Annotated in this window: 12 protein-coding genes and 1 other annotated feature; all 12 genes read left to right on the top strand. The window is 49.1% G+C overall.

Annotated features, from left to right (window positions below; translation table 11 throughout):
- Positions 1-120 precede the first annotated feature (120 nt).
- The 12 genes from lon (at position 121) to radC (ending at position 15,496) form a co-directional block, all read left to right on the top strand.
- Complete coding sequence (gene lon / locus ACTRXF_RS11935) at positions 121-2,454, top strand: endopeptidase La (protein ID WP_474261942.1); 2,334 nt, start codon at positions 121-123, stop codon at positions 2,452-2,454.
- Positions 2,441-3,022, top strand: a complete 582-nt coding sequence (yihA, locus tag ACTRXF_RS11930) for a ribosome biogenesis GTP-binding protein YihA/YsxC (protein WP_322526498.1) — start codon at positions 2,441-2,443, stop codon at positions 3,020-3,022. The genes lon and yihA overlap by 14 nt, the downstream gene beginning before the upstream one ends.
- A 210-nt stretch (positions 3,023-3,232) precedes the next feature.
- On the top strand, positions 3,233-4,633 hold the full coding sequence (gene hemA, locus ACTRXF_RS11925; protein WP_474261943.1) for a glutamyl-tRNA reductase: 1,401 nt from the start codon (positions 3,233-3,235) through the stop codon (positions 4,631-4,633).
- A 15-nt stretch (positions 4,634-4,648) separates the two neighbouring features.
- Entirely contained in the window at positions 4,649-5,479 is an 831-nt protein-coding gene (locus tag ACTRXF_RS11920; RefSeq protein ID WP_474261945.1) for a cytochrome C assembly family protein, read from the top strand.
- 35 nt (positions 5,480-5,514) lie between these two features.
- Positions 5,515-6,450 (top strand): hydroxymethylbilane synthase, encoded by a 936-nt coding sequence (gene hemC / locus ACTRXF_RS11915; RefSeq protein WP_474262073.1) that lies wholly within the window; start codon positions 5,515-5,517, stop codon positions 6,448-6,450.
- Positions 6,450-7,196, top strand: coding sequence for a uroporphyrinogen-III synthase (locus tag ACTRXF_RS11910; protein WP_474261947.1), 747 nt, complete (start codon positions 6,450-6,452; stop codon positions 7,194-7,196). Before hemC ends, ACTRXF_RS11910 begins: the two co-directional genes overlap by 1 nt.
- Positions 7,197-7,207: 11 nt before the next feature.
- Positions 7,208-8,200: a porphobilinogen synthase gene (gene hemB / locus ACTRXF_RS11905; protein ID WP_474261949.1), complete on the top strand. Its 993-nt coding sequence runs from the start codon at positions 7,208-7,210 to the stop codon at positions 8,198-8,200.
- Positions 8,201-8,302: 102 nt separating this feature from the next.
- Entirely contained in the window at positions 8,303-9,616 is a 1,314-nt protein-coding gene (gene hemL / locus ACTRXF_RS11900) for a glutamate-1-semialdehyde 2,1-aminomutase (RefSeq protein ID WP_474261951.1), read from the top strand.
- 49 nt (positions 9,617-9,665) lie between these two features.
- Positions 9,666-9,881, top strand: a binding site (T-box leader).
- Positions 9,882-9,921: 40 nt separating this feature from the next.
- On the top strand, positions 9,922-12,561 hold the full coding sequence (locus ACTRXF_RS11895; RefSeq protein ID WP_474261953.1) for a valine--tRNA ligase: 2,640 nt from the start codon (positions 9,922-9,924) through the stop codon (positions 12,559-12,561).
- 58 nt (positions 12,562-12,619) lie between these two features.
- Entirely contained in the window at positions 12,620-13,912 is a 1,293-nt protein-coding gene (locus ACTRXF_RS11890; RefSeq protein ID WP_474261955.1) for a bifunctional folylpolyglutamate synthase/dihydrofolate synthase, read from the top strand.
- A 103-nt stretch (positions 13,913-14,015) separates the two neighbouring features.
- Entirely contained in the window at positions 14,016-14,771 is a 756-nt protein-coding gene (locus tag ACTRXF_RS11885; protein ID WP_474261957.1) for a prepilin peptidase, read from the top strand.
- Between the two features lie 41 nt (positions 14,772-14,812).
- Positions 14,813-15,496: a RadC family protein gene (gene radC / locus ACTRXF_RS11880; RefSeq protein ID WP_474261959.1), complete on the top strand. Its 684-nt coding sequence runs from the start codon at positions 14,813-14,815 to the stop codon at positions 15,494-15,496.
- Positions 15,497-15,705 lie beyond the last annotated feature (209 nt).

Genomic DNA, 15,705 nt, shown 5'->3' with positions numbered 1-15,705 from the left:
GTAATGTTTCATAGACAGTAATTTTATAAATAGGATAAAATAAATAGTATACCTTTAGTACGTAACAACCGCATCACTGCACAGCAAACGAACATAATTTGACAATAGAGGTGTTAGCGAATGCCAAATACAACAACGATCTCCATACCGATGCTGCCGCTTCGCGGGCTGCTGGTGTTCCCGTCGATGGTGCTCCATTTGGATGTGGGTAGGGATAAATCGGTGGAAGCCCTTGAGCAGGCGAATGCGAAAGACAGCCGGATTCTGCTTGTAACACAGAAAGATTTATCAGTAGATAATCCGGGCGAAGCTGATGTGTACCATGTCGGTACGGTGGCAAAAATTAAGCAGATGCTTAAGCTTCCAAACGGAACCATCCGTGTACTTGTGGAGGGTCTGGAGCGCGCAGAGATAAAAGAATTTATCGATAAGGACGCTTTTTTTGAAGTGGAAATGGAAGTACTGCCTACGGAAGAGAACGCAGATTCGGCTGAGGAACAGGCGTTAATGAGAAAGGCGCTGGAAGCTTTTGAACAGTATGCGACTGCTTCTAAGCGCATTTCCAGTGAAACGATCCAATCGGTGCAGGACATTGCAGGGGCCGACCGGCTCGCTGATATGATCAGCTCTCATCTGCCGTTGAAGGTGGCAGAGAAGCAGGAGCTGCTCGAACAATTCACCGCCTCGGAGCGTCTGCGTAAAATTATCGATATTCTGCAGAAAGAACAGGAAGTATTAGGTCTTGAAAATCAAATTGGGCAGCGCGTGAAAAAATCGATGGAAAAAACGCAGCGTGAATACTACCTGCGCGAACAAATGCGGGCGATCCAAAAAGAACTCGGAGAGACGGACGGAAAAGAAAGTGAAGTCGATGAACTCAGAGAAAAAATTCAGCAGGCAAAAATGCCCGAACAGGTTCAGGAAAAAGCTGAGCGGGAGCTCCGCCGCTATGAAAAGATGCCAGGGGCTTCTGCAGAGACTTCCGTTATCCGGACATATATCGAATGGCTTGTGGATATACCGTGGTATGAGGAAACAGAAGACCAACTCGATATTAAGCGTGCCCAGCGGGTTCTCGATGAAGATCATTACGGACTCGAAAAAGTGAAGGACCGGGTGCTTGAGCATTTAGCCGTGCAGCAGCTGACAGAATCAGTGAAAGGCCCGATTCTATGTCTGACAGGACCGCCGGGTGTTGGGAAGACCTCCCTGGCACGTTCCATTGCGCGTTCGCTCGACCGTAATTTCACCAGAATGAGCCTTGGAGGCATCCGGGATGAAGCAGAAATTCGCGGGCATCGCAAAACCTATGTCGGTGCTATGCCCGGACGTATTATTCAGGGAATGAAAAAAGCCGGGACCATCAATCCGGTATTTCTGCTTGATGAAATCGACAAAATGGCCAGTGATTTCCGGGGAGACCCGTCTTCAGCAATGCTTGAGGTGCTTGACCCGGAACAAAATAATACATTTGAAGATCATTATGTGGAAGAGCCTTATGATCTTTCCAAAACGATGTTTATTACCACGGCAAACAATATGAACACGATCCCTGAGCCGCTGCTCGACCGGATGGAGGTCATCCGCATTGCCGGTTACACCGAAATTGAAAAAGAAGGCATTGCCAAAAATCATCTTGTGGAAAAGCAGATTAAAGAAAATGGCTTAACCAAAGGAAGCATCCAGTTCCGCCAGGGAGCTCTTTTGAAACTCATACGCGAGTATACAAGAGAAGCAGGAGTCCGTGGACTCGAGAGAGAAATTGCAGCGGTGTGCCGGAAAGCAGCAAAGCTGATTGTGATGGGAGAAAACAAAAAAGTAGTAGTAACGCCGGCGAAAATCGAAGAACTGCTTGGGCGTCCGCGGTACCGCTACGGACGTGCAGAAGAGGTAGACCAGGTGGGAGCGGCTACCGGTCTTGCCTATACAGCTGCCGGTGGAACGACTTTATCTATTGAAGTGTCTCTCGCAAAAGGAAACGGACAGCTGCAGTTAACCGGAAAGCTCGGCGACGTCATGAAGGAATCCGCGCAGGCAGCATTCAGTTATATTCGTTCCAAAGCGGATGAGTGGGGCGTCGATCCGGACTTTCAGGAAAAATGGGATATTCATATTCACGTTCCGGAAGGGGCCACTCCCAAAGACGGACCTTCTGCCGGTATTACGATTGCAACAGCCCTGGTGTCCGCATTGTCCGGCCGGAAAGTGAAAAAGGAAGTAGGGATGACCGGCGAAATTACTCTGCGCGGCAGAGTGCTTCCGATCGGCGGACTGAAGGAAAAATCAATGAGCGCCCACCGGGCCGGACTGACGACGATCCTAATCCCTGCCGATAATGAAAAAGATTTAGAAGATATACCGGAGAGCATCAAAAAAGATATTACATTTATCACGGTGAAGCATCTCGATGAAGTGTTAAAAGAAGCATTGGAGGAGAAAAATGAAAGTTCATAAATCGGAGCTGGTTATAAGCGCGGTCAGCCCAAAGCAATACCCTGAAGGAGGACTTCCGGAAATAGCTCTGGCCGGAAGGTCCAACGTTGGGAAGTCTTCGTTTATTAATTCCCTGTTAGCGAGAAAAAACCTGGCCCGGACCTCTTCAAAGCCCGGCAAAACACGTACGCTCAACTTTTATAATATCGAAGACCGCTTTTTGTTTGTAGACGTTCCCGGCTACGGATATGCGAAAGTATCAAAAAGCGAACGGGCAGCCTGGGGCGAAATGATGGAAGAGTATCTCAAAAGCAGAGAGGTGCTGAAAGCTGCTTTTATGATTATCGATTTTCGCCACGAGCCGACAAAAGATGATATAGCCATGTACGATTATTTGAAATTTCATGAGCTGCCGGTAGTTATTATTGCAACAAAAGCGGACAAAATTACGAAAAATAAACGTCCGCGTCATTTAAAGCGTGTTAAAGAAACACTTAAGCTGAAGCCGGAGGACCAGACGGTCGTGTTTTCTGCAGAAACCGCCCAGGGTAAAGATGAAGCGTGGCGGGCCATTGAGCAGTTTATTTGAAAATGATATGTGGAAGATATACATTGGAACGGTGAGTAAAAGAAAGATACAGAAGAAAAACTGTCAGCCGTTGTTCACAAATTAATGCCAAAAGACAAATAGTTGTGTGATACAATGGGTTGTGTGAAGAGTGGAACGTATAAATAGAGTTGAACATTTGGTGGTTGCATTAAACATGGTACTGATGACGCAGGGGGTGAAGATACGAACATGCATATTATTGTCGCTGGATTAGACTATAAAACAACTCCAGTTGAAACGAGAGAGCGATTGGCTTTTCAGGAGGATACACTTCCTCAGGCACTGCAGGAGCTTCGTGACATGAAAAGCATCCTGGAATGCGTCATCGTATCTACTTGTAACCGGACAGAGGTGTATGCAGTCGTCGACCAGCTGCATACAGGAAGACATTTTGTGAAAAAATTTCTGGGCCGCTGGTTCGAAATGCCACAGGAAGACTTTGGCCCATTTTTAAATATACGCGAAAATGATGCAGCGGTGCAGCATTTGTTTCAGGTTGCAAGCGGTCTTGATTCCATGGTGATTGGTGAAACACAAATACTGGGCCAGGTGAAAAATGCCCTTGCTACAGCGCATGAGAATGAAACGACTGGCACGATATTTAATGAACTGTTTAAACGTGCAGTCACGTATTCCAAACGGGCCCATCACGAAACAGAAATTAACGACAATCCTGTATCAGTCAGCTATGCAGCTGTTGAGCTTGGTAAAAAAGTCGTCGGCTCGTTCAAAAACAAGCGGGTGCTTGTTTTGGGTGCCGGAAAAATGAGCGAATTGACAGCTAAGCATCTGCACTCCGGCGGTGCTGCCGAAGTGACAGTGTTTAACCGTACGTATGAAAAAGCAGAACAGATTGCCACGCAGTTTAACGGCGAAGCAAAACCAATGGAGGAGCTGACTGATGCGCTTTGGCAGGCTGATGTTTTAATTTCTTCCACGGGTTCGGATTCATATGTGCTGAGTAAAGAGCAGGTGGCTTCTGCCAGCAAAAAAAGAAAAGGCAAACCGCTGTTTATGGTTGATATTGCGGTTCCAAGAGATTTGGACCCAGCATTGAATCAGCTCGATAACGTTTTTTTGTATGACATTGATGATCTGCAGGATATTGTGAATTCCAATATGGAAGAACGCAAAAAAGCTGCAGCACTGATGGAGAGAATGATCCATGCTGAAGTCTCGGATTTCAAGGACTGGGTGCATACTCTCGGAGTGGTACCGGTGATTTCAGCTCTTCGGACAAAAGCTCTGGCTATTCAGGCAGATACCATGGATAGTGTGGAACGGAAGCTTCCGGAGCTGACCGAACGGGAAAAGAAAGTGCTGCGTAAGCACACAAAAAGCATTATCAATCAAATGATCAAGGATCCGATAACGAAAGCTAAAGAAATGGCTGATAACAACGATGCAGAAGAAATGCTGCAGCTGTTTACCGAAATCTTTGCTCTTGAAGAGGAAGTAGAAGAAGCAAGAGCAGCAGAGGAGCGCCAAATACGCAAGGAAGAGGCGGAAGAGGAATGGAATGCCTCCAGAGAATCACGCGGGTTCCGCCTTCCATATGCTTACGCGACAGATGTCGCTGTTCGTTCCTAAGAGAGGGGCGTCAGGATGGTTGCAGCCGAGGGAATTATTTATATCGTAACGATTGTACTATACGGCCTGAGCGTCCTTTGCTACTTCGTTGATTTTTCTCAAACCAACCGGAAGGTGAACCGACTCGCCTTCTGGTTGCTTTCTATTGTCTGGACTTCGCAGACGGCCTTTTTAGTACTTAGAATATTTATGTATGATCGTGCACCAGTAATCACGCCTTTTGAAGGCATGTATTTCTATGCGTGGTCGCTTGTGACCATTTCACTTATCGTGAACTGGTTTTTTCGAATGGATGTACTGGTTTTCTTTTTAAATGTGATCGGATTTCTGCTGATGACGTTCAGCTCTTTTTCGTTTAACGGCGATATTCCAAATGAGCTTGAAACGCTGCTCTTGTCTGAGACACTCGTGGTGCATATTATTTTTATTCTGCTTTCTTATGCTTCATTTACCCTGGCATTTGTATTCTCCGCAATGTATGTGCTGCAGCATCAGCTTTTAAAAAGGAAGCAGTGGGGGAAACGGTTAATCAGAATGGAAAACCTGCCGAAAATGGAAAAGCTGGCGGGAACGACCACGGTGATTGGAGTCCCTCTTTTATTCGCGGGGCTGGTGTTTGGTTTTCTCTGGGCAGGGAAATGGTACGACTCTCTCCCCTGGCAGGACGCAAAAGTCATCGGTTCGATCATTCTGCTTGGCTTTTACAGTACGTATATATATTTACTGGCCGTTCATCACTGGCGCGGGTACCGGATGGCGCTTTTAAACGTTGCCTGTTTTTTTGTTTTACTCATTAACTATTTTATTTCCAGTGATTTGAGTCAGTTTCATATATGGTACTTATAATAACTATGGATGCTTAGAAAGGAATGGCTAAACGCATGCGCACAATTACCCTGGGCACTAGAAAAAGTAATCTGGCATTAAAACAAACGGAGTGGGTGCAGCAGGAGCTTGAAAAGCTGGACCTTCCTTATCGTTTTGAAGTGAAAAAAATCTCTACAAAAGGTGACCGTGTTCTGGACCGGACGCTATCTAAAGTTGGCGGAAAGGGCCTGTTTGTAAAGGAAATTGAGCAGGCGCTTGCAGATGGCGAGATCGATATAGCCGTACACAGCATGAAGGATCTCCCGGGAGAGATGGCGGAAGGCTTCGAGGTCGGCGCTGTCACAAACCGGGTGGACCCGCGGGATGCCTATATTGCAAACGATCATGTGAAGTTTCATAACCTGCCGCTTGGAGCAGTAGTTGGTACGAGCAGTCTGCGGCGCACATCCCAAATTAAAGCAGAGCGCCCGGATTTAAACGTCCAGTGGATTCGGGGCAATATTGAAACCCGGCTCCGGAAGCTGCGTGAGGAAAGCTTTGATGCTATTATTCTAGCCGCCGCCGGCCTGGAGCGCATGGGCTGGAGCGATGAGATTGTCACGGAATTTCTCGAGCCCAATATGTGTGTGCCGGCCGTAGGGCAGGGCGCACTTGGTATTGAATGCCGCAGCGGGGACGAAGATATATTAAAGATCATTCAACACCTTCATGATGAACCAGTAGCGGTATGTGTTGCTGCAGAGCGGGCTTTCCTGAAAGCCGTAGAGGGAGGATGTGCGGTGCCGATTGGTGGATACGCCACGCTTAATAAGCAGGGTAATGTACAATTAACCGCCATGATTGGATCCACGGATGGACGCAAAATACTAAAAGAAAAGCTCACGGGTGACAATCCGGAAGAAATGGGCAGAAAAGCCGCAAACGCCCTGCTTGGACGGGGCGGCAAAGAAATTCTGGAACAGGCCCGGGAAGAGATGGGGGAAGAATAGTGACAGCAACAGTACTGGTGACAAGAGGAGCCGGCCAGAATGCAAGTCTGGTGCAGGGTCTTCAGTCTGCAGGCTGTTGTGTCAAAGCGGTTCCGGTTATTACGACCGTACCGGTACGGGGCAGGGAAAAGACGATAGCAGAGCGGTGGCAGAGCGGAGATATAGACTGGATGCTGGTAACCAGTGTGAACACCGTCTATTATCTGGCGGAGTGGCAAAAGCGGTATGGTCTGGGTATCCCTCCAGGCTTAAAAACAGCTGCTGTGGGGCCCAAGACCAAGCAAGCGCTGGAACAGGAAGGCTTTCATGTAGAGCTGATGCCGGAAAAATATAAAGCCGTTTCGTTAGCTGAATCAGCCGCACGAGTGATCGGCCGCGGGGAGAATGTGCTTCTTCCCCAAAGCGCCCAGGCAGCTGATACCTTGTACCGCTCACTTACGGCCCAGGGCATCAGCGTATGGGTATGGCATTTGTATACGACGGTACCGGAAGAAAAAAATGGGGCTCTTCTGCAGACGGTCTTAAAGACCCGGGAAGTGGACGTACTGACGGCTGCGAGCCCTTCCTCTGTAGATGCACTGTATCGGCTTGCAGGAGATTACCGGCAGGCGCTTTTGACTATTCCCGTAGTGGCAATCGGCCCATCGACCGGACGCGCTGCCCGCGAGAGCGGGTTCAAGTATGTGTACGAAGCAGGAATTCATTCTGTTGAAGGAATGATAGAAAAAACCAAGGAAATTACTTAGGAGGCTTCACATTGGCTGATTTACATTTCCGCCGGCACCGCAGGTTGCGGACAACGCCAGGTATAAGAGCAATGGTAAGGGAAAATGAATTAAGACCCAACGATTTGATTTATCCTATTTTTGTCGTCGAAGGGGAAAATGTGCGTAAAGAAGTGCCGTCCATGCCGGGGGTCTATCACGTTTCCCTGGATTATTTGGATACGGAAATGGACGAATTGGAAGCCCTCGGTATTCCGAGCGTCATCGTGTTTGGCGTGCCTCATGAGGAAGAAAAAGATGCAGAAGGAACCCCGGCGTTTCTAAGAGACGGAATTGTCCAGCGGGCGATCCGGCAGATTAAAGAAAATCATCCGGCATTAACGGTGATTGCGGATACCTGTCTGTGCCAGTATACAGACCACGGGCACTGCGGGGTAATTCATAACGGCTACGTGGATAACGATGAATCACTGAGAAACCTCACAGAAACCGCGGTCTCCCAGGCGGAAGCCGGAGCAGACATTATTGCGCCGTCGAACATGATGGATGGCTTTACAGCGGCTATCCGGGAAGGACTTGATAGAGCAGGGCACGTCACGGTGCCGCTTATGTCCTACACGGTTAAATATGCCAGCGCTTTTTACGGCCCTTTCCGTGACGCGGCTCACAGCACTCCTTCGTTTGGGGACCGGAAAACGTATCAGATGGATCCTCCGAACCGGCTTGAAGCGTTAAAAGAAGCGGAAACTGATGTCGAAGAGGGAGCCGATTTTCTCATTGTGAAGCCGGCCCTTGCTTATCTCGATATCGTAAGAGAAGTGAAGGAGCGCACCGGTTATCCAGTGGTGGCTTATAACGTTTCCGGGGAATATGCGATGATTAAAGCCGCCGCCCAGAACGGGTGGGTGAACGAAAAGGATATTGTCATGGAAAAGCTCACAAGCATGAAGCGTGCTGGAGCTGATCTGATTGTGACGTATTTCGCCAAGGACGCTGTCCGCTATATGCAGGAAGACAATAAATAATAGAAACAAGCTCTGGAAGGTATTCAGTCCAGGGCTTGTTTTCGTTATACTAAGTACGGGAATAGCAAAAAAGATAACTTTTAAGTATCCAGGAGGTATGACATGAAATCGTATCATAATTCAATACATGCACATGAACGCGCAAAAAAAGTAATGCCGGGCGGAGTCAGCAGCCCCGTGCGGACATATGAATCTGTCGGTCATCCGGCCGTTTATATGGACGAAGGCAAAGGATCCCGCATTAAAGATATCGACGGCAATGAATACATTGATTACGTAATGTCCTGGGGGCCGCTTCTTCTCGGCCACGCAAATGAGCACGTTGTGGACAGTTTAAAAATTGTGGCTGAAAAAGGCACGAGCTTTGGCGCTTCGCACGTAACAGAAGCGGGGCTTGCAGAGCTTGTCGTGGACCGTGTACCTTCCATTGAGGTCGTCCGGATGGTGAATTCCGGTACGGAAGCGACAATGAGTGCGCTTCGTCTGGCCCGAGGATTTACGGGCAGGGACAAAATCGTGAAAATGGAAGGCTGCTATCACGGCCACGGAGACTCTCTACTCATTCGTGCCGGCTCGGGAGTGGCGACTCTCGGTCTGCCGGACAGTCCAGGTGTTCCCGGCTCGATCGCCCAGAACACGCTTACCGTTCCGTACAACGATCTCGACAGTCTGCAGAAGGCATTTGATGAATACGGTGATGAAATCGCCGGTGTCATCCTCGAGCCTGTTACCGGGAATATGGGTGTTGTCACCCCGGGTGAAGGATTTCTCGAAGGCGTTCGTGATATAACGGAGCAGTACGGCAGTCTACTGATTTTTGATGAAGTTATGAGCGGCTTCCGGGTGGACTATAACAGTGCCCAGGGCCACTACGGTGTGACTCCCGACCTCACATGTCTTGGAAAGGTCATCGGCGGTGGGCTTCCAGTAGGCGCCTACGGAGGCCGTGCCGATATCATGCAGCATATTGCCCCGGACGGGCCTATCTATCAGGCAGGCACTCTTTCCGGCAATCCACTGGCGATGACAGCCGGACTTGAAACACTCAGGCAGGTGGATGAAAGCAGCTATGAAACGTTCCGCGCCCGGGCAGCCCAGCTTGAAGGAGGACTGAACCGCGCAGCCTCCAAGCATGGAATCCCTCATCAGATCAACCGTGCTGGAGCGATGATCGGCCTGTTCTTTACCGATGAACCTGTAGTGGATTTTGCTTCTGCGAAGAAATCTGATCTGGGAATGTTCGCGCGTTATTTCCGCGGAATGATGGCAGAAGGCATTTCACTTCCGCCTTCGCAGTTCGAAGGATTGTTTTTATCAACAGAACACAGTGAAGAGGATATCGATAAGACCATTGAGGCGGCTGACCGCGTCTTTGCAAGCCTTGCTGCGAATAAAGAACACGGGGAAGATAGTTGACGCATGCGTCCTGGTTTCGTAAAATAAAGGCACTAAATCAATATTAATAATAAATGCAGAAACAGGGAGGAGTACGCACGCAGGTTCGTTGTACAGAAAAAAGAATCCTGGGCTGAGAGATTCTTTAACGACCCGTGCGGAAAGTCGCCCTCGAGCTTCTTTTCTGAACGAATACAGTAAGAAAAGACGGTAACCGCCGTTATGGGAAAGTGCCTGCGCTGCCGCAGGTATTAAGGTGGTACCGCGAAAACTCTTCGTCCTTACTCGGGATGAAGAGTTTTTTTATGAGAAGAAAGGGGATTTATATGGGAAAACAAGAAACAGAAATGGCGAAAAAGTACGATCCGAAAGAAACAGAGAACCGCTGGTACGACTTCTGGAAAGAAACAGGACAGTTTGAAGCAGGACAGACAGACGGTACGCCGTATACCATTGTTATCCCGCCGCCGAATGTGACCGGCCGGCTTCACCTGGGGCATGCCTGGGACACGACGCTTCAGGATATTTTAATCCGCATGAAACGCATGCAGGGCTATGACGCCTTATGGCTGCCAGGCATGGACCATGCCGGCATTGCCACCCAGTCCAAGGTCGAGGCTCAGCTGAAGGAAGAAGGCACGAGCCGCTACGAGCTTGGACGGGAAGCATTCCTGGAAAAAACGTGGGGATGGAAAGAGGAATATGCAGATTTCATCCGCAGCCAGTGGGCCAAGCTCGGGCTTTCACTCGATTATTCGAGGGAGCGTTTCACGCTTGATGAAGGCCTGTCGGAAGCGGTACGTGAAGTCTTTGTTTCGTTGTACGAAAGAGAGCTTATCTACCGGGGCGAATACATTATCAACTGGGATCCAGAAACGCAGACGGCGCTTTCAGATATCGAGGTGGAATACAAAGAAGTGCAGGGTCACTTTTACCATATGCGCTACCCGGTTAAAGGTGAAAATACCTCGATCGAAGTAGCAACGACCCGTCCGGAAACGATGCTCGGGGACACGGCAGTCGCGGTACATCCGGAGGACGATCGCTATAAGCATCTCATCGGGAAAACGGCTGTACTGCCGATCATCGGAAGAGAAATTCCGATCATCGCAGACGACTATGTGGACATGGATTTTGGTTCGGGGGCAGTGAAAATCACGCCAGCGCATGATCCAAATGACTTTGAAATGGGCAATCGTCATGATCTTTTGCGTGTACTTGTGATGAATGAAGACGGCAGCATGAATGAGAATGCCGGCATCTACGAAGGCATGGACCGCTTTGACTGCCGCCGGCAGCTGACGAAGGATCTGCAGGCCGAGGATATTCTGTTTGACATCGAAGAGCACATGCACTCTGTTGGTCATTCTGAACGGAGCGGTGCAGTGGTTGAGCCATACCTTTCCACACAGTGGTTTGTAAACATGGGTCCGCTTGCGGAACAGGCAGTAGAACTTCAGCAGAAGGAAGAAAAAGTAACCTTTGTGCCGGAACGCTTTGAAAAGACGTATCTGCAGTGGATGGAAAACATCCGGGACTGGTGTATTTCCCGCCAGCTCTGGTGGGGACACCGCATCCCCGCCTGGTACCATAAAGAAACAGGCGAAATTTATGTCGGACGCACGGCACCGGAAAATTCGGATGAATGGAAACAGGATGAGGACGTGCTTGATACGTGGTTCAGCTCGGCTTTATGGCCATTTTCCACGATGGGATGGCCGGAAGAAAGCTCGGACTATGCGCGCTACTACCCGACCAGTGCTCTTGTGACCGGCTACGACATCATTTTCTTCTGGGTGTCGCGAATGATTTTTCAGGGGCTGGAGTTTACCGGCGAACGCCCGTTTGAGGATGTGCTTATTCACGGGCTGGTACGTGACAGTGAGGGACGGAAAATGAGTAAATCCCTCGGCAACGGAGTAGATCCGATGGATGTTATCGATCAGTACGGGGCGGATGCTCTGCGCTTTCTGCTCGCTACGGGTACAACCCCGGGTAACGATATTCGTTTCCAGTGGGAAAAAGTAGAGGCCAACTGGAATTTTGGCAATAAAATATGGAACGCCGCCCGTTTTACGTTGATGAATGTGGAAGGTGTAACGGCGGAAGACATCGAGCTCGAAGGCACAAAAACGATTGCGGACCGTTGGATTTTACACCGTCTGCAGGAAACAAAGCAGAACGCCACCGAACTGATGGAGAAATACGAGTTTGGGGAAGCCGGAAGGACGCTCTATAACTTTATTTGGGATGACCTCTGCGACTGGTACATTGAAATGGCCAAGCTTCCGCTGTACGGCGAAGACGAACAGCCAAAACGTATGGCTCAGTCTGTGCTTGTTCATGTGTTTGACCAGACGATGCGCATGCTTCATCCGATGATGCCGTTTATCACGGAGGAAATCTGGCAGCATCTTCCTCACGAAGGAACGTCGATTATGAGTGCTTCCTGGCCGGTAGCGGATTCGCAGTTGTTTGACGAGGAAGCGGTACGTGATATGGAATTAATTCAGGAGGTTATTCGTTCGGTCCGGAATACGCGGGCGGAAATGAACGTTCCGCCGTCCAAAGCAGTACCGATGAGCCTGAAGCCGTCCAACAGCCAGGCTTCGGAACGACTCGAACGTGGTCGTGACTATATTGTACGGTTTGGAAACCCGGAAACGCTGACTATCGATGCAGCGCTGGAAGCTCCGGAAAAATCCATCTCCCACGTATTGAGCGGAGCGGAAATCTTTCTGCCGCTCGAAGGTTTGATTAATGTAGATGAAGAAATAGAGCGGCTGCAGCGGGAAAAAGACAAGCTCGATAAAGAAGTGGAGCGGGTCACGAAAAAGCTGAACAACGAAGGATTTGTCAGCAAAGCTCCCGCGCACGTCGTCGAGGAAGAAAAAGAAAAGCAGAAGGATTACGAACAAAAAAGAGAAAAAGTAACAGCCAGAATGGAAGAACTGCAAAAAAGCTAAGCAGCAGACGCCCCCGGACTGGGGGCGTGCAGCATGGCTGTTTAAAGGGAGGTCTACTTTGCACACATACAAGGAAGCAGAAGCATGGGTGCACTCACTCGAAACGTTCGGCATCCGCCCGGGGCTTGACCGTATGAATATGATGCTTGAAGCCGTCGGTAACCCGGAACGCCGGCTAAAAGGCATTCATATCGGCGGAACGAATGGAAAAGGATCCACCGCAGCATTTACGAGAAATATTATGACAGAAGCAGGCATTGTCTGCGGGTCGTTCACATCACCGTATATCCATCATTTTCGTGAGCGTATTGCGACAGATGGAGAACCGATCAGCGAGGAGGATTTTCTGGAGCTGGCTGCCGTTCTTCGTCCGGTAGTGGAAAGCATTGCCCGAACGCCATTTGGATCACCGACGGAGTTTGAAGTGATTACCGTCATTGCGGCAATGTATTTTGCCAGAAAAACGTTTCCGGACGTAGTCATATGGGAGGTTGGACTTGGCGGTCGCCTGGACGCCACAAACGCCATCCACCCGATGGTGAGCGTTATCACAAATATTGGACACGACCATCAGGGAATACTCGGAGATACGCTCGAAGAAGTAGCCCGGGAAAAAGCCGGCATTATTAAAGGCGGAGTGCCTGTAGTGACGTGTGAGCAGAATGAAGAGCTTGCCGGCATTTTTGAGGAAGCTGCCGATTACCAGCGTTCGAAATTTTATCAGCTTGGCCGTCAGTTTCACGTCCGCCGCCTCGAACCGTTAGAGTCAGGAACCCGGTTTTCCTTTTACTCCCTTCTTGGAGATATGGAAGACCTCGAAGTCTCCATGCTCGGGGAGCACCAGGTGGAGAATGCGGCAGCAGCAGTAATTACAACGCGTTACCTGAAAATGTATTACGCGCTGCCCGCAGAGGATGAGCACATTCGTGCCGGCCTGAAAAAAGCTGCCTGGCCGGGGAGACTTGAAAAAGCGCCTGGCGAAGAGCATGTTCTTTTCGATGGTGCTCATAATGAAGAAGGAATGAAAAGTCTTAAAGAAGCGTTGGCTAAGCATTATCCAAACAGCCGGTTTCATTTTATTGTCGGAATGAAAACGGACAAATTACAAGCGCCGGTGCTCGATCAGCTGGGCGGCCTGGAGATAGAATCCATCACGGCAGTTCCGTTTGATTTTCCGCAGGCAGCAGCACCGGAGGATATTGCGGAAGCGAATACAGCAGATGTTCAAAAAGCATCAAGCTGGCAGGAAGCATGGGAAAAAGCAAATACAGCCCGGGACCAGGAGGACGTAATTGTGTTTGCCGGCTCCCTGTATTTCATCTCCCAGCTGACGCAGGAGTGGAGTCAATAAGAAAGCGAAGGCAGAAGCATGCGGCTTCTGCTTTTTATTATATTTTTGAGCTAATTAAAGGGAAACCATGCTATAATAAGAAAAAAATGGAAGAGGTGTTGTGATGAACGTATTGCTCGCTGTATATTTTACAGCGGCAGGGATGGTAGTGAGTTCTTTCTGTAACGCCGCAGGCATGCGCCTGGCTGTCGGCGGATCCGTGTGGTCGCCCCCATCGCGCTGCCCGGTATGTATCCAGCCGATTAAAAAAAGAGATTTAGTCCCCTGCTGTTCGTATTTGTATCTGGGCGGTAAATGCCGCTTCTGCAAAAACCGTATTTCCGCAATTTATCCTCTTATGGAAGGCGCCGGCGGCGTCTTGTTTTTCCTCGCTTATGTCCGCTTCGGACTAACTGCAGAATTCGCTGCAGCTTTACTTCTTATTTCCTACCTTTTTATTATTACCATCAGTGATATTACAGCTATGATCATTCCGGACCGGGTATCGTTTTTGTTTTTTCTCGGAGCGGTGCTGTTAAAATTTTTCTGGCTGGAGGAGCCTGCCTGGAGCGGGAGCTTCATAGGTGCATTCACCGGCTTATTTCTTTTATCAGTCATTATCCTGTCTACGAGGGGAGGAATGGGTGGAGGTGACCTGAAAATATTTACTGTTCTCGGGTTTTTCTTTGGCCCTTACCTTCTTGCTGTTAATTTTATAGCTGCTGTGTTCATCGCTTCTATCGTTATTTTTCTTTTATATCCATTGAGCATTTTCAAAAAAGGAACGCCATTCCCGTTTGCGCCTGCCATTGCAGCCGGCAGTTTATTTACTTTATTTGCCGGAGAAGCATGCCTGAAATGGTACCTGGCTTTTTTATAACCCCCGTTTTAACCCCCCACATATAAAGGAGACGATCACTGATGAAAACGACTGCAATCCCCGATGGGACAGAACTGTTCAGACCCCGTGAGAAAATGGAACAAAAAGGAGCAGAGGCACTGACGGAACAGGAATTGCTGGCGGTGCTCCTGCGCACAGGTACAAAGCAGGCACCGGTTCTGGAACTGGCTGCTGAGGTAATGGAGCGTTTCGATGCTCTGCCGTTACTGAAAGAAGCCACCAGGGAGGAACTGATGGAAATTCCGGGGATTGGAAAAGCAAAAGCCCTGGAGCTGCAGGCAGCACTGGAATTGGGAAAACGTATCTTTCGCTATTCATATCCCGACAGATACGTTGTGCGTTCACCTGAAGACGCAGCGGAATATATGATGGAAGACTTGAGGTTTTTACAGCAGGAGCATTTTGTCGTACTGTGCCTGAATACTAAAAATCAAATTATCCATAAGCAGACATTATTTATCGGCAGCCTGAATTCAAGTATCGTCCACCCGAGAGAGCTGTTCAAAGAAGCGCTGCGGCGATCGGCAGCGTCAATTATCTGCCTTCATAATCACCCCTCCGGCGATCCGGCACCAAGCAGTGAGGATATCCAGGTGACTAAACGGGTGGCAGAATGCGGAAGGCTGCTCGGCATCGAACTGCTCGATCATGTAATTGTCGGCGATCAGTGCTTCAAGAGTATGAAAGAACAGGGGTTTATGTAAAACTGGAAGTTGTGAAAATAAGCCTATCCTAAAAAAACAGGTGCATTGACCCTATGTTTTTCAAATATTTTTCAGTATAATAAAAAATAGTGCATGCAGGAGCAGCTGTGCTTTAATGCATAATAACGGGAGAGCGTCAGAGGGATGGAAACCCCGGAGATGAGATCATTCATCCAGGGACCGCTGAACGTGCCCGCTACATATGGAAA

It is taken from the genome of Marinococcus sp. LNHM3E3-2.2 (genome assembly GCF_056034385.1).
This window is presented reverse-complemented; position numbering and strand designations above follow the sequence as displayed.